General features: G+C 63.9%; 15 protein-coding genes, 1 tRNA gene and 1 pseudogene. 8 read left to right on the top strand and 9 right to left on the bottom strand.

Annotated features, from left to right (window positions below; all coding sequences use genetic code 11):
- Window positions 1-4: 4 nt before the first annotated feature.
- Window positions 5-112: a YfbM family protein gene (locus E3O48_RS17990; protein ID WP_241982457.1), complete on the bottom strand. Its 108-nt coding sequence runs from the start codon at window positions 110-112 to the stop codon at window positions 5-7.
- Window positions 85-588 (bottom strand): Arm DNA-binding domain-containing protein, encoded by a 504-nt coding sequence (locus E3O48_RS08000; protein ID WP_134538014.1) that lies wholly within the window; start codon window positions 586-588, stop codon window positions 85-87. Before E3O48_RS08000 ends, E3O48_RS17990 begins: the two co-directional genes overlap by 28 nt.
- A 705-nt stretch (window positions 589-1,293) precedes the next feature.
- On the opposite strand from E3O48_RS08000, the gene E3O48_RS07995 reads away from it, so the two are divergent.
- The 3 genes from E3O48_RS07995 to E3O48_RS17620 all read left to right on the top strand — a co-directional run bounded on the left by E3O48_RS07995 (window position 1,294) and on the right by E3O48_RS17620 (window position 2,623).
- Window positions 1,294-1,869: a helix-turn-helix domain-containing protein gene (locus E3O48_RS07995; RefSeq protein WP_134538013.1), complete on the top strand. Its 576-nt coding sequence runs from the start codon at window positions 1,294-1,296 to the stop codon at window positions 1,867-1,869.
- Window positions 1,869-2,441 (top strand): DUF6036 family nucleotidyltransferase, encoded by a 573-nt coding sequence (locus E3O48_RS07990; RefSeq protein ID WP_134538012.1) that lies wholly within the window; start codon window positions 1,869-1,871, stop codon window positions 2,439-2,441. The genes E3O48_RS07995 and E3O48_RS07990 overlap by 1 nt, the downstream gene beginning before the upstream one ends.
- A gap of 113 nt (window positions 2,442-2,554) precedes the next feature.
- Window positions 2,555-2,623, top strand: a tRNA-Arg gene (locus E3O48_RS17620).
- A gap of 222 nt (window positions 2,624-2,845) precedes the next feature.
- Here the strand turns inward: E3O48_RS17620 and E3O48_RS07985 are convergent.
- Window positions 2,846-3,754: an SDR family oxidoreductase gene (locus tag E3O48_RS07985; protein ID WP_134538011.1), complete on the bottom strand. Its 909-nt coding sequence runs from the start codon at window positions 3,752-3,754 to the stop codon at window positions 2,846-2,848.
- Window positions 3,751-4,182 carry a nuclear transport factor 2 family protein gene (locus tag E3O48_RS07980; RefSeq protein WP_134538010.1) on the bottom strand — a complete coding sequence of 144 codons (432 nt, stop codon included), beginning with the start codon at window positions 4,180-4,182 and terminating at the stop codon, window positions 3,751-3,753. Before E3O48_RS07980 ends, E3O48_RS07985 begins: the two co-directional genes overlap by 4 nt.
- A gap of 116 nt (window positions 4,183-4,298) precedes the next feature.
- On the opposite strand from E3O48_RS07980, the gene E3O48_RS07975 reads away from it, so the two are divergent.
- Both E3O48_RS07975 and E3O48_RS07970 read left to right on the top strand, forming a co-directional pair.
- Window positions 4,299-4,976, top strand: a complete 678-nt coding sequence (locus tag E3O48_RS07975) for a TetR/AcrR family transcriptional regulator (RefSeq protein ID WP_194088065.1) — start codon at window positions 4,299-4,301, stop codon at window positions 4,974-4,976.
- 296 nt (window positions 4,977-5,272) lie between these two features.
- A complete protein-coding gene (locus E3O48_RS07970) occupies window positions 5,273-6,682 on the top strand; it encodes a CoA transferase (protein ID WP_166788652.1) in 1,410 nt (469 codons plus the stop codon).
- Between the two features lie 160 nt (window positions 6,683-6,842).
- On the opposite strand, the gene E3O48_RS07965 is transcribed toward E3O48_RS07970, so the two are convergent.
- Entirely contained in the window at window positions 6,843-7,592 is a 750-nt protein-coding gene (locus tag E3O48_RS07965; protein ID WP_134538007.1) for an alpha/beta fold hydrolase, read from the bottom strand.
- Window positions 7,593-7,799: 207 nt separating this feature from the next.
- Between E3O48_RS07965 and E3O48_RS07960 the strand changes: the two genes are divergently transcribed.
- Together E3O48_RS07960 and E3O48_RS07955 are read left to right on the top strand one after the other, a co-directional pair.
- A complete protein-coding gene (locus tag E3O48_RS07960; RefSeq protein ID WP_241982456.1) occupies window positions 7,800-8,750 on the top strand; it encodes an SRPBCC domain-containing protein in 951 nt (316 codons plus the stop codon).
- Entirely contained in the window at window positions 8,747-9,274 is a 528-nt protein-coding gene (locus E3O48_RS07955) for a TIGR03086 family metal-binding protein (protein WP_134538006.1), read from the top strand. The genes E3O48_RS07960 and E3O48_RS07955 overlap by 4 nt, the downstream gene beginning before the upstream one ends.
- Before the next feature lie 90 nt (window positions 9,275-9,364).
- On the opposite strand, the pseudogene E3O48_RS07950 reads toward E3O48_RS07955, so the two are convergent.
- Window positions 9,365-10,279 (bottom strand): annotated as a pseudogene (locus tag E3O48_RS07950) (DMT family transporter); the annotation flags it as partial.
- On the opposite strand from E3O48_RS07950, the gene E3O48_RS07945 reads away from it, so the two are divergent.
- A complete protein-coding gene (locus E3O48_RS07945) occupies window positions 10,278-11,687 on the top strand; it encodes a PLP-dependent aminotransferase family protein (protein ID WP_134538004.1) in 1,410 nt (469 codons plus the stop codon). The pseudogene E3O48_RS07950 and the gene E3O48_RS07945 overlap by 2 nt on opposite strands.
- Window positions 11,688-11,847: 160 nt before the next feature.
- Here E3O48_RS07945 and E3O48_RS07940 read toward each other — a convergent pair whose 3' ends face one another.
- The 3 genes from E3O48_RS07940 to E3O48_RS07930 form a co-directional block, all read right to left on the bottom strand.
- Window positions 11,848-12,477, bottom strand: a complete 630-nt coding sequence (locus tag E3O48_RS07940) for a class I SAM-dependent methyltransferase (protein ID WP_241982455.1) — start codon at window positions 12,475-12,477, stop codon at window positions 11,848-11,850.
- Between the two features lie 183 nt (window positions 12,478-12,660).
- Window positions 12,661-12,921, bottom strand: coding sequence for a hypothetical protein (locus E3O48_RS07935; RefSeq protein WP_134538003.1), 261 nt, complete (start codon window positions 12,919-12,921; stop codon window positions 12,661-12,663).
- Between the two features lie 190 nt (window positions 12,922-13,111).
- The gene (locus tag E3O48_RS07930; RefSeq protein WP_134538002.1) at window positions 13,112-13,546 is read right to left on the bottom strand and encodes a nuclear transport factor 2 family protein; all 435 of its coding nucleotides are present in this window, start codon (window positions 13,544-13,546) and stop codon (window positions 13,112-13,114) included.
- Window positions 13,547-13,702: the final 156 nt, after the last annotated feature.

Genomic DNA, 13,702 nt, shown 5'->3' with positions numbered 1-13,702 from the left:
GTCCCTAGCCGTTGAGGTGCCCGAGGTACATGCCTCTCCCGATCGCGTCGACCGCCGCGGACAGGTCCCGCACCTGCTCATGCGTCAGGTAGCGCTTGGATGCCTTGTGCACCCTGGCAGGTTGAGACCGTGCGCCGGATTGCTTGCGAGCCGGCCATCCTTGACGGCCATCTGCAGGCTCCCGGACAGCACGTTGACGATCTTGCGCACGCTCGCCGGTCCCTGTGTCCTGGACAGCGCACTCGCCCACGCCTGCACAGCCTGATGGTTGAGCGCGCCGAGCGGATAGTTGCCCAACTGCGGCCGGATGTGCCGAACGACGATGCCGCGCGCCCGCTCCCTCGACGTGGCGCGCCAGTCCGAGCGGCTGTCCATCCACAGGTCGAGCCACTCCCCCACGAGCACCCGCGCTTTCGACGGATCGATGTAGGCCCCGCGGCTCTTGTTGACCTCGATGTTCGCAAGAAAGAGTTCCGCATCACGCTTGGTGCGGAAGCCGCGCTTTTGCGTCTGGATATGGTCCGGCCGGCGATAGAGCACCCGATATCGTTTGCCCGAGGCCACTTGATAGGCGGTGATGCTTCCCACGATCCAGCTCCTGTCCGAGTCGATGTCGAGGACATCTTCCCCAGAACGGCCGACACCCGACGGAATCGATCAACCGCCGGAAGAAGGTCGAATTGTCAACCGGTGTGCGTCGACCAATTCGCATAGCGCGCTCGCTGCCGGGGACTGACGATGATGATGATGGAGCACTACTGACCAGTCGGACCTGACGGCTATCCCCTGATCTGTCGGATCGCTGCGAACAGTATCCACTCGCATCCTCAGCACTTCTGTTCCGTCTGCAGCCTCGACGAACTACCAACGCTCCTCTGCTCGCCTCAGCTCTCTTGTTTAGAGTTCTCCTTAGCCGTCTATCTCGCACACCGTTCCTCTCCACTCCTGCCTTCTCGTTTTCATTTTTTCTTTTTCGTTTCTTCCCACCTCCCCTATCCTCTTTTTCGTTTTCCTTTTCCATTTCCATTTCCATTTCCATTTCCCTGATCAGCCACCACACCTTTACTTCCCAACCCCCCACACAATGCCGTTGGGTGTGGGGGGTTGGGAAGAGAGCGCAGCGAGGGTTTGGTGGCTGATCAGGGAAATAACCTCTCAAACTATTCGTTTGCCTATTCGTTCCAAACGAATAGCCAAACGAATACCCAAAGGACCAGGTCTCTGGTCAACAACACGCCCGACCAGTTACACTGATATATCTACTTAGATATCACTTGAGAGGCCGGTGATCGAATGAGCGCGTCAGTTCTGCTCCGCGCTTCGCGCCAGAGTCGCGGCATCAGCCAGGCCGATCTCGCCGCCCGCGCCCTCACGAGCCAACCCGACGTGTCCTCGATCGAGAGCGGCCGCAGAGTCCCCACCGTCGACACCTTGGAACGCTTGCTGCACCAAACCGGCCATCGTCTCGTCGCCATTCCCGGCATCGGGCCGGATGCTGTCGACACCGCCGTCCGAATCGCGAGCGCTCTCCGCGGGCCGGGACGAGATGCCGCGCTGCGTGCCTTCCTTGACTACTCCGACCAGCTCGCACGCACGACCGGCGCCGACCGGGTGATCCTGACCTTCGCCGAGCCATCCTCAACCGGGTCCGCCTCGTGGGATGCCGCCCTCGCTGCCGTCGCCGAGCACTGGCTCAGCAAGGGCAAGCTACCCAAGGCACGCTGGATCAACGACCCGAAACGGTTCCTTCCGAGCCCGCAGTCACCACAGCTGGGCGAGTACGACCTTGAGCCCGACCCGACCAATGTGCCGCTTGCGTTCCTACGTCGCAACGTGCTCCTCGAACGAGAAACGCTGGCCAGCGTCTAATGGCCGGCCCACTCGATCTCAATGACCTCGTGTCGGGTCTACGCGAGGTCGTGCAGCGAGCGCATACGTCAGGCATCCATGACGTGTCGATCCGGATCGTCGGTGGAGCCGCGCTCCGGATCGCCCATTTCGAGCGTGCGACGACCGCCGATATTGACGCCCAGATCCAACCACTTGACCAACTCGAGCCCATCATCGGTCAGATCGCCAGTGAACGGGATTGGCCGGCCGACTGGCTCAACGATAAAGCAACCCTATTCATCCCACGCTGGGGACGCTCCGTTGAATGGGAATCGCTTTTCGACGACGAGAACGTGTCCATTTGGGTCGCACCCGTCGACGCGCTGCTGGCGATGAAGCTCAACGCAGCGCGGCCCGGTCGCGACACCGACGACATCGTTCACCTGCTCGTCCTGAACGACATCTTCACCGTTGCCTCCGCAGAACGGCTCTTTGAAGATTTCTATCCAGGAGACGCTCTCACCGAACGCGCCATCCTGCTCCTCGAACGCATCTTCGCCAGGGGCCTTCCCGGTCGACCCTCAGCTCCGCCACGCGCCGATTTTTCCTGATGAAGGCCCTCGTTTGTGGCAACAAAATGGCAACAGTTCAGGGAATATCAGCCTGATTTAAACCATCAAGGTGTGATCATGATGTGCCGTCCATCAGGACTTTCCCAAAATCGGCCAAGCGATAAAAAGGCCCAAATCGCCCTCCGGAGGCAGGGGCGGCAGTTCGAATCTGCCTGGGGGCACAGTCTGCTCCGGCGGTCGACGCAGACCAGCATTCAGCGGGCCATTCCCGCATGAGGTCCCTGATACGGACAAACCGGGGTTGCCCGGCCACGCTCAGGTTCGGCCAGCGTGTTGGCGAGATAGGTGAGCCGCCGCTGTACGCGCCGAGCAGGAAGCATGCGTCGATTCAGAGGGCTGTTGCCGCGTCGGTGGTGGCCGTGTTCGGTCGCTTACTCGTTGGGTTATTGGGTGCGATCTGCCGCGTGGAGTTCGCGAAGAGTTTCCGCGGGCGAGGTGCAGGGCACGTCAGGAAAGCGGACGCGCACGCCGTCGACGCCGGGTAAGAAAGTCATGTCGGATCGGTCCATCGCGAGCGCGGCTCGAGCTTGTCTGCCCAGTTCAGGGCGCAGCCGTCCGATCGTGGCGGCCATGACTTGTAGACCGATGCGCGGGATATGCCGGGGTGCGTCTGAGCCGCCGCGGTACGCGACCACCATGCGGGCAAGCTCGTCAAAGGTGAGGTTCTCCGGGCCGCCGATCTCCAGCACCTGGCCGCGGGTCGCCTCATCCAGGGTGACGTGCTCGACGAGCGCGGCGACGTCCCGCACCGAGACGAAGTTGATCGGGTTCTGTCCGCGACCGAATACCAGCGGGCGGTTCGACCGCCCAGCCGTATTGTTGAGAAGATCGATCCACAACTCCAGGAACGCCGTGCTTCGCACGACCGTTGAGGGAACTGTGCTGGCGGCCAGGACGGTCTCGGCGGCATGCTTCATCCGAAATATCTCGAAGGGGCTATCCGGTGCGGCACCAACGATCGACATGAGCACCATCTCGGCGCTTGCCGTTTGAGCGGCCTTGATCAGGAGCGTATTGCCGGCCCTGTCGACCGTCTCGGGTGAAACACCTCCCGGTCCGGCGAAGCCGTGCACTGCCGACACCACGACATCGACACCGGCCACGGCGGCCATCGTGCTGACCGGATCCCGAACATCACCCGTCACCATCTCGATTCGCTCACCGGCCAGATGCGCGACACGATGCGGATTACGCGTCATCACGCGCACGTCAATCCCGCGGGCAGCAAGGCCACCGACAACGAGCGTGCCCAGTCGTCCGGTGCCTCCCGCAACAAGAACCCGGGAGATCATGACGCTCTCCTCACGTCGACCTGGCCCCGTACCGCTGCATCGACATCTCCACCAGCCGCATCGACTGGCTCCAGGAAGAAACGGGCCGAAGCGATCAGCCCGGCAGTGACGGCGAAGACAACCACCCCCCGCATCAGATGCGCGGTGCCATCCCGCCTCGTGCCGCGGTGCTCCCACTCGGTCCACACCACGTTGCCCGACACGACCAACGCCACGATCACTGTCGAGACGTCGGGTATTGCAGCCAGGATCTGCATCCAATTACGGCGTACCTGCTCATCACCGACGAAGCTGCGTTCCGGATGCACCGGCGTCTCATTTCGATAGTCGGGCGTGAAACAGGCGACGATCGCGTCTATATCGTGCGCGTTCGTCGCGACCCGCAACCGTTGAACGACCGCGCTCGGATCTACTTCCACCACAGACATGCCGTCTCCATTCCCAAACCGGAACTGGCGCGGCCAGTCGCCTTGTGAAGCCGCTCTGGTTGACGATCAAATTCGTTCCAGTACACTGGAACCATTCTCTAATTGTGGAGCCGATATTGAACACTGTCAACCCTCGCCCCTATGATTCCAGCCGCCGGCGCGAACAGGCACGCCACAACCGCGAGGCAATCGTCGTCGCCGCGCGGCAACGATTCCTGAACGTCGGCTTCACCGCCACGACGATCGCATCGATCGCGGCCGACGCCGGCACATCCGCCGACACCATCTACAAGTCTTTCGGAGGAAAAGCAGGGCTCCTGCGCGCGATGTGCACGGACGCGCTCAAGGGCGAAGGCACGATCCCCGCCGAACAGCGCTCGGACGCGATGCAGGCGGCCGAAGCCGACCCCCGAAGGATGCTGCGCGGACTAGGCGCGTTCACCACAGAGGTCGCGCCCCGGATCGCTCCATTGCTCCTGCTGCTGTCAACAACGGCGGAGGTTGATCCGTCAATGGCTCAATTGCGTGCCGACTTCGACACCGCGCGCCTGACCCGAATGACCCATGTAGCCCAAGGCTTGGCCAGCAAGTTTCAGTTGCGTCTGGGCCTCTCCGTCGATGAGGCGGCAGAGATCATGTGGGTATACAGCTCGCCTGAGCTCTACAGCCTCCTGGTGCTCACCCGCGGTTGGCGCCCCGAGCGCTACGGCGAGTTCGTTGGCGAATCGCTCGTCGACGCCCTGCTCGGGGGGCGCGATGCCGACAAGGGCACCGAGCCCCTCGACCAGGTCTGACCGCGACCAGCACGGGGGCCTCATAGTCGCAGGAAGAATTGCCATCCGCCCGACCCGCGCATGTGCGAAGTACGAGCATCCCGTAGGCGGAATCCAGGTGAAAACTCTGCTCCGTTGACCGTTCCACGGCTGGCCTGGCGAGTAGCGCCGGCTCTCCCCCATTGTGATTTCATCCCGTGATTGCTCGGCCTCATGACATCAATTGCAATCCGTGCTGCGGGGATATGGTGGGGGCCACCGATGATCGCCTGGCTTCACGCCCGCGTGTGAACGGTCGAGGGCGTGGGAGGCAACCGATGGGAACCTTCCTCAGCACGTTTCTCGCCGATTCGGCGGAACTTCCGGAGCTAGCCGATCGTGTTCGTTCGTCCGGGCCGGTGCCTCTTTCGTCGCCACTGCCTGTCGGGGATCTTGCCGCGGACAGCGTCGCGGCGACCAAGCTCATGGCCTCGTTGCTGCACCTTGCCCGTAAGGGACTGCGGGATCCGAAGGCGAGCGAAGTTCCGCGGGTGAGCATTGCGCCGCAACTCGTCGCCGGCGCCTACCGGAGCGACCAACTTTTCCGGTGGAACGGGAACCCGGCGCCGGCGTGGGCGCCTCTGTCCGGTTTCTTTGCCTCGAGCGACGGCTGGGTTCGCACTCACGCCAACTACCCCCACCACGAAGCGGCTTTGCGCTCACTTCTGAGATTGGATGCCTTCGCCACCGCCGAGACTGTTGCTCACGCGATTTCGCGTCGCAGCGCCCTCGATTTGGAGGATGAAGCCGCAGCGTCGAATGCGGTCATCAGCGCGGTTCGCAGCCCGAGCAAGTGGCGAGGACATCCTCAGGCCCAAACCTTGGAAGCAGATCCCTTCGTCAGCCTGAAGCAGCAGGCAGGAGACGCGGGCCTCCATAGCCTGGGGTCGGCCGACGGTCACGCACCGCTGGAGGGGGTTCGGGTGCTCGATTTGACCCGGGTCATAGCCGGGCCGGTGGCCACGCGCAGCCTCGCGTTCTTCGGGGCAGATGTTTTGCGCATCGACAGCCCTGGCATGCCGGAACTCCCCTGGCAGTACCTCGATACCGGCCAAGGGAAGCGGTCCGCGCTCCTCGACCTCGGTCACAAACCAGATCGAGACTGCTTCGAACGGCTACTGACGGACGCCGACGTTGTCGTCACGGGATACAGGCCGAATAGCCTCGACCGGTTCGGCCTCTCGCCGGTGGAACTACATAACCGCCATCCAGGGCTCGTTATCGGCCGGGTGAGCGCGTGGGGGCTGAGCGGCCCTTGGGTCGAGCGCCGTGGTTTCGACAGTATCGTCCAAGCAGCTAGCGGCATCGCCCAGATCCACGCAGACGGCACCGGCAGACCAGGCGCCTTGCCCGCCCAAGCTCTGGATCACTCCGCCGGGTACCTGCTTGCCGCCGGGATCATGTCGGCACTTCGACGTCGACACCTCGACGGGCGCGGGTGGACCGTCGATATTTCACTGGCCCGGGTCGCACAAGAGCTACTCGCCCAACCTCATTCCCCGCCAACCGAAGGCGGCCCGTTGGAGATCCCAACCGTGAACGCGGAAACGCGAGAAGGAACCGTCACCTGTGCCGCGCCCGCGATCAGCATCAGCGGCGACACGAAACGCTACAGGTGGATCGGCTGCCCGTGGGGAGCAGACCGGCCAGAATGGGCCGAGCCACGATCCGCCAACGTCCAGCGATAAGACCCACCCGGAAGCTGCGCCATCGGCAGGTGCAACATGGCGAAAGCCGCCCGCTGAGGGTTCCCTTCTGAAACAGAATGCGCAGCGCCCGCCTACCGCGCTGTGGCGCAGGAATTCGTCTCGATAGGGGTCCGGCTTACGGGCTAATCAGGCGAGGTCCTCAAGCCCGTCGGATTGGCGCGAATCCATTGGTCCTGGGGGTGTCGTGGAAGTCGCGGATCAGCCACGCGATCAACGCCGGTTTCTCAACCACGAGTCCGTGAGTGGAACGGGGTGCGACCGCAAGCTCACCGTCCGGAAGCGCACGATACATCGCGACCGCATGCTCGAACCGCACCTCGTCATCGTCGCCCAGAATCACGAGTGTGGGCATGGTGACCGTCGCAAGGTCCTCGACGGTCAGCGCGGGTGATACCGCGTGAAGATGGTCGAGTTTCGCGACGACAACAGGCCAATGCTCTCTTCCATCGGGTGATACTTCTCCATAGGAATCTCCCATGGAATCTGGCGCCTCGCCGTCGAGCACGCCCGGCAACCAGCCCTCGCGATGAAAGACCGCGGCGATGAACACCAGGGTCCGGACCAGATCCGGCCGGGCCAGTGCAACGTAAAGTGCGACAATCGCCCCGTCGCTGTAGCCGAGAAGATGCACCGGCGTATCGACGGAGCGCTCCAGGAAAGCGATCGTGTCGGCCGCCATGGCCTCAAAGCTCAGCGGCCCGGCAACATCCCCCGTGCGCCCATGAGCGCGATGATCCGGAGTGAAGCAGACGTAGGTGTCGTCGAGCTCGGTTATCAGCGGGTCGAAGACGCGAGAATCAGCACCTCCCGGGTGCAGCAGCACAAGCGTTTCACCGGTTCCACGCCGCGCAAACCAAAGGTCAGTACGTTTCGGTTCGCCAGCCACCATGACAACACTGTACTCAACACCTCCAGCTCAACAGGTTTGTGCGGACATCAAGGTGGCGGTTCGGGCAGGGCCTGATCGAGTCGTCCGGTGTGACCGTGCACCAGCATCGTCAAGCTACCCCGCCCGCGGGTGGTTCGGCTTCCGTGGTTCCCGATTGGCGAAGCGGCTACTACGCCTCAGCGCTGCGGCGTAGCGCGGGAGTTCCTCGTGAAGGACACCGCTCAACCTTGGCTCGAGGCGCCGGGAGATGCGACCGAATCGGGCGTGGAAGTCAGGGCGGTCGCCCGGCTTTTCGACGAGATCTGCGGGCCGCCGCACTTGCATACGCAGGTATTTGCCTGCATGATGGTGGACGTGACTGACGAGGCGCTGGGTCCGGTGTTCAAAGCGTTGGCCGACCCGACCAGGCGCGCCCTGCTCGATCGTCTGCGGCTCCGGAACGGGCAGACCCTGTCTGAGCTCTGCGGAAGCCTCGAGATGGCCCGCCAGTCGGCAACGCAGCATCTCGACCTCCTCGCCGAGGCAAACCTCGTCTACGTGGTGCGGCAAGGGCGAGAGCGCCTGCACTACCTCAACCCCGCACCGATCCATGAGATCGGCGAGCGCTGGATCGCGGCATACGACGCACCCCGACTGGCCACGATCAGCGCCATCAAGCACCGAGCAGAGGAGTATGCAATGACAGACAGCAGGGCATCAGTGCCGACGTATGTCTACGTCACCTATATCCGTGCGAGCAGCGAAGATGTCTGGCGGGCCCTGACCGACGCCGACCTGACCGCCCGCTATTGGGGACACGCCAACGTGTCCGACTGGCAACCTGGCTCCGCCTGGGAACATCGACGAGTGGATGGCTCCGGCGTCATTGACGTGACCGGCACTGTGCTTGAGGCCGAGCCACCCACCCGGCTCGTGATCACCTTCGAAGACTCCGAAGACCAGCGGACGAACGGACCGTCCGTCGTCACCTTCCTCGTCGAACCCCACGACGCCATCGTCCGGCTGACCGTGACCCATGAGAACCTCCCGAACACAGACATGCTGCACGGGATCTCGCGCGGCTGGCCTGCCGTGCTTGCCAACCTCAAGTCCCTGCTGGAGACCGGCGATGTTCTGCCGACGGCGCCCTGGAGCATGCCGGAGGGGTCGCGCGCATGAACACCGAACTGTTCGGCCGGGCAACCGACTACGCGCGTGGCGTCCTCTCTGAGTTGACGTACGACGATCTCCAACGACCGACGCCGTGTGAAGGCTGGGATGCGGGAAGAGTCGTCCTGCATCTCGCCGACGTCATTGACATTCTCATCGGACTGCTCGACACTGGAACCCTCGTCCTTCCGCAGACGCCACGGGCCAACGATCAGGGCCCCCTCGCGCTGGTGGACGAGCGGCTAACAGTACTGTGGCACGCATTCTCGGTCGCGACCGATGTGACGGCGGTCGAGAATGCAGCCCTGGCCGGCGCGGTGGAGTTGACGACGCACGGCTGGGATATCGGACTGGCCAGCGACCGCGCCCACCGGATCCCGGAGTCACTGGCCGAGGACGTGCTCGCGCTGGTCTCAGCCGCCCTCGACGCCAGCGCGCGGGGAGAGAACTTCGCTTCACCGGTCGACGTTCCCAGCAACTCCTCCGCAAGCGATCGCCTGGTGGCCTTCCTCGGCCGGGTGCCGAGGCGCTGACGGTCCAACTTTCCGTCGAGCGGTCCTCGGCAATACCTTTACCGGTGCTGGTTCGTTTACGGGGGGCTGGATGGTGCGCGTGGGTGGGGCGCGGTTCAGGCGTGTTCGTACAGCCATGCCGGCGCAGAGGATGACGGCGATGCCGCCGATGATCGTTTGCCACGTCAGCACTTCGCGGAGGATCACGGCCGCCCAGAGGAGACTCAGGACGGGTTGGGTAAGTTGCACCTGGCTGACTTGGGTCATGGGCCCAATTGCCAGTCCGCGGTACCAGGCGAAGAAGCCCAGGAACATGCTCACGGCTCCGAGGTACGCAAAGGCCGCCCACTGGGTCGGCGTGCCGGTGGGGGGATGTTCGACGATGGCGATCGCGGTCAGTGTGACCATCAAGGGCGAGGCCAGCAGCAGCGCCCAGGACACGGTCTGCCAAGACCCGATCTCTCTCGCGAGCAGGCCTCCTTCGGCGTATCCGATGGCGGCGGCCGCCACGGCGCCAAAAAGGAGCAGATCCGACCAGTGAAATCCAACGATTCCGCCGCCTGGCGCGGACGCGAAAGCCACGGCCACCAGCGCGCCGACGGTGGCCATAATCCAGAAGGGCAGGGGCGGACGTTCCGTGCCACGAATGACGGCCATGACGGCGGTTGCGGCTGGGAGCAGGGCGATCACGACGGCACCGTGACTGGCCGAGGCAGTGGTGAGAGCGAACGATGTCAGGAGGGGGAAGCCGATGACCACGCCGCCCGCGACCACGGCCAGGCGAGACCACTGGATGCCGCGAGGAAGACGCTGTCGGGTGATGGCCAGGGCGGCCGCCGCGAGCACCGCGGCGATAACGGCGCGCCCGGACCCGATGAAAAGCGGAGACATGCCCTCGACAGCCACCCGGGTGAAGGGAACGGTGAAGGAGAACGCGGCAACGCCGAGCAGCCCCCACGCCAAGCCGGCCCGCGATGGTGATAGCGGTGCGGGCACATTCTTGATAGCGCTACTATGATCCAACATGGATAACGATAGCAGTTTTCGGATCGTGGCCGCACTGCGTGAGTGGATTGCGGGCAGCGCGCCCGGCGCGCGGCTACCGACCAGTCGGGCGCTCGTCGCGGAGTATGGGGCGAGCCCGGTGACGGTTCAGAAAGCCCTCCGCACTCTCGTGGCTCACGGCCTCATCGAGACGCGCCCCGGAGCGGGAACGTTTGTTCGCGCGGTGCGGACCGCGCGCCCGCTCGATTACGGCTGGCAGACTGCGGCGATGCGTTCCCCGGAGTACCGCCTCTCCGCGCTGAGTCCCGCACTTCGTGAAGCGCCGCAGGGCGCGATCGCGCTGCACGCCGGCTACCCCGACCGTGAACTCCAGCCGGAGCGGTTGATCCGATCCGCGCTGGCCCGCGCGGCCCGCAGCGATGCAGCGCTGACCCGTTCACCGGTGGCGGGACTTCTGGAGTTACAGTCCTGGTTCGCCCACGAGCTCGGCGCCGCGACGCCGGTCGGCGTGACGCCGCCGCTGCCGAGCGATGTCATTGTGCTCCCCGGAAGCCAGAGCGGTCTGGCCACGATCTTTCGCGCCCTCGTCACCGCCAGACAGCCGCTGCTGATGGAATCGCCGACCTACTCGGGTGCGATTCAGGCCGCAGCCCAGGCTCGCGTCGAGGTCGTCCCCGTCCCGTCGGGGCCCAATGGCCCCGATCCAGACGCACTCGCCCGCGCATTTCAGGAAACCGGCTCCCGCGTTTTCTACGCGCAACCCACTTACGCCAACCCCACCGGTGCGCAGTGGTCGGATGCCGCCACGACCCAGATCCTGGACGTTGTGCGAGCGCATGGCGCGTTCCTGGTCGAGGACGACTGGGCTCATGACTTCGGCATCGACACAGACCCGCGCCCTGTAGCCGCTCGCGATGACGCCGGACACGTCGTCTACGTGCGTTCGCTCACCAAGAGCGTCTCGCCCTCCGTGCGCATCGCGGCCATCGTCGCCCGAGGGCCCGCCCGCGAGCGCATCCTCGCCGACCGCGGGGCCGAATCGATGTACGTCAGCGGGATCCTCCAGGCCGCAGCACTCGACGTCGTCACCCAACCCGGCTGGCAGACCCACCTCCGCAACCTCCGCCCCCAGCTGCGGGCACGACGCGACCTCCTGCTCACGAGCCTGCGAGCACACGCACCCGACGCACACGTCGCCACCGTCCCCGCCGGCGGCCTCAATCTCTGGGCTCGACTGCCCGACGCAACCGACCTCGACCGCCTGGTCGCCGACTGCGAAGCCGCCGGAGTCATGATCGCCGCAGGCACAAGCTGGTTCCCCGCCGAACCCACCGGACCCTTCATCAGACTGAATTACTCAGGCCCCAACCCCGGCGCGTTCGCCGACGGAGCCCGCATCATCGGCCAGGCACTGACATCAAACCACTGACCAAGCCCACCGAGCCTCGCCACTTCGGTGGCTCCACACGGAGCGGGGCCCAACCCGGGCGCGCTGTCTTCGGCGCCCCGCAGAAGGTTGGTCCATGAAACAGTCCGTTTTGACGGCTGCGCTTCCCTTCCCGTGGACCAAGCGGAATCGGAGTTTCCCGCTAGTCGAGACCTAAGGAGGCGATTGACAGGTCGGTTCGGCGGGCGATGATCGCGGCGTGGGGTCGCTTGCCCGGATCGGTTCGAGTATGCACCTCGTGAACCTTGAATCCTGCGGTCTCGAGCTGTGCGCTCATCTCGCCGACGGGCCAGAAATACGCGGTGGTGACGGCGTGCGGAAACGGCACAACGGCGTCGCCCTCGAAGAAGCCGACGAGGAGACTGCCGCCAGGTGCAATGCATCGAGCGAACTCACGCAAGACCGATGTCAACTCATCGGGGGCAAGGTGGATGACGGAGTACCAAGCAAGAACTGCCACTGCGTACCCGTCTGGGACGTCGAGATCGCCAAGTGAGCCGATTCGGAACGAGACCGCCGGAAATCTTGCTTTCGCTCGTCCGATAAATTCTTGAACCTGATCGACGCCCTCCGCCTCGACACCGAGCTTCCTGAGGAAATCCGTCCAATGCCCAGGACCGCATCCCGCATCGATTACCGGCCCCCGCAGGTCGCTCGCCCACTTGGCGACCAGCCGCTGATCCGATTCGTGCGTATTCGCCATCGATCCGAGCAACGACGTGTACTCCTCGGCTCGATCGGCATACGCCTCTCGAACCACATTGCCAGTCACGGGATCGAGTCTAAGAGAATCCCCGTTGGGGTTCCGTTTAATACAGACGTCAAACGAGGGCGGTGAGATTTGCCGTTATGCGGACGGCAAAGGGTATCTCAATCACGGAGTATTCGACGTTGTCGAAAGGAGTCTTCAGCTGCACGTAACCGGTCGCTGAAAAATGACGGCCGGTGGCCAGACTCAGCCCAAGCTGGTGCCTATGGCGCCGGTGAAATATGGGACGAGCCAGATGGCCCAAACAAGGAGTGAAAACCTATGGAAGCGTTTCATTTCGACATCGCGGTTGCGCAGCAAAACAATTAGCGCCCAGCCCAGGTGGATCGCCATGAGGAGCAACGCAGCCGCCCCGGTGACGGCCATCACAGCATTGAGGCCCGCACCGATAACTGCCTGCGCTTCGCCGGATGCCCCGAGTTGGCTCATCAGGTATGTCAAAGACATCGTCCAAAAGTTTGATCTGGCACCGCCAGCCTACCCAGACCGACGAACACAACTACCGCAATAACGATCGTCCAACCACCTGGATAGCAACGCTCCCCGTTCCAGCTGACCGTTCCACACTTTCCGGTCATTTGATGCCCGTACATGGGCATGTCGCTCGTTCGCGGAGCCTTGCCCCGAGCAGAGTCGTCTAGTCGATGGGCTCCACCCAGTCGGCCCGCCATCCGGGTGCCTCCGACTTTTGCGTGTAATAGCGGGTATCGCGGATGATCGACCCGTCCGCTCCGAACTCCAGAATGACCACCACGTGCCACACGTCCCCGGCATAGTCATTCATCCCCTCGACGACCCAGATTTGCCCCGACCCCACGACTCGGCGCAGGGTGATCGAGGGGGGAACAGGAAAAGCCTCCTGCATTGCCCGCATGGCCTCACGTCCACGGATGCGCTCCCCCGACTGCGGCATCTCCATCACGTAGTCTTCGTCACGAAGCCGAAACTCAGCGTCCGGTGAGAGCCCCTCCCCGGTGAGACCGAACAAACGCTGGAGGCCTTCGCGCATGGCCTCCGGGTCGTTGTCCGTGATTGCCCGCAGAAATAATTCGCGCACATCGAGGTCGCTCATTTACCTTCCCGGTCGACGTTGAAACTCGATGACGAACATTCTGCTCCTCCGCCCGATGGGGCGCCAGCGGACTATTATCAACGCGCGTCGTCAGGGAAAACAGAAGGCCCCACGCCCGCCTACCGCGCTGTGGCAGGAAGTCGTCTCGATAGGGGT

It is taken from the genome of Cryobacterium sp. HLT2-28, assembly GCF_004402495.1.
Lineage (GTDB): Bacteria > Actinomycetota > Actinomycetes > Actinomycetales > Microbacteriaceae > Cryobacterium > Cryobacterium mannosilyticum.
This window is presented reverse-complemented; position numbering and strand designations above follow the sequence as displayed.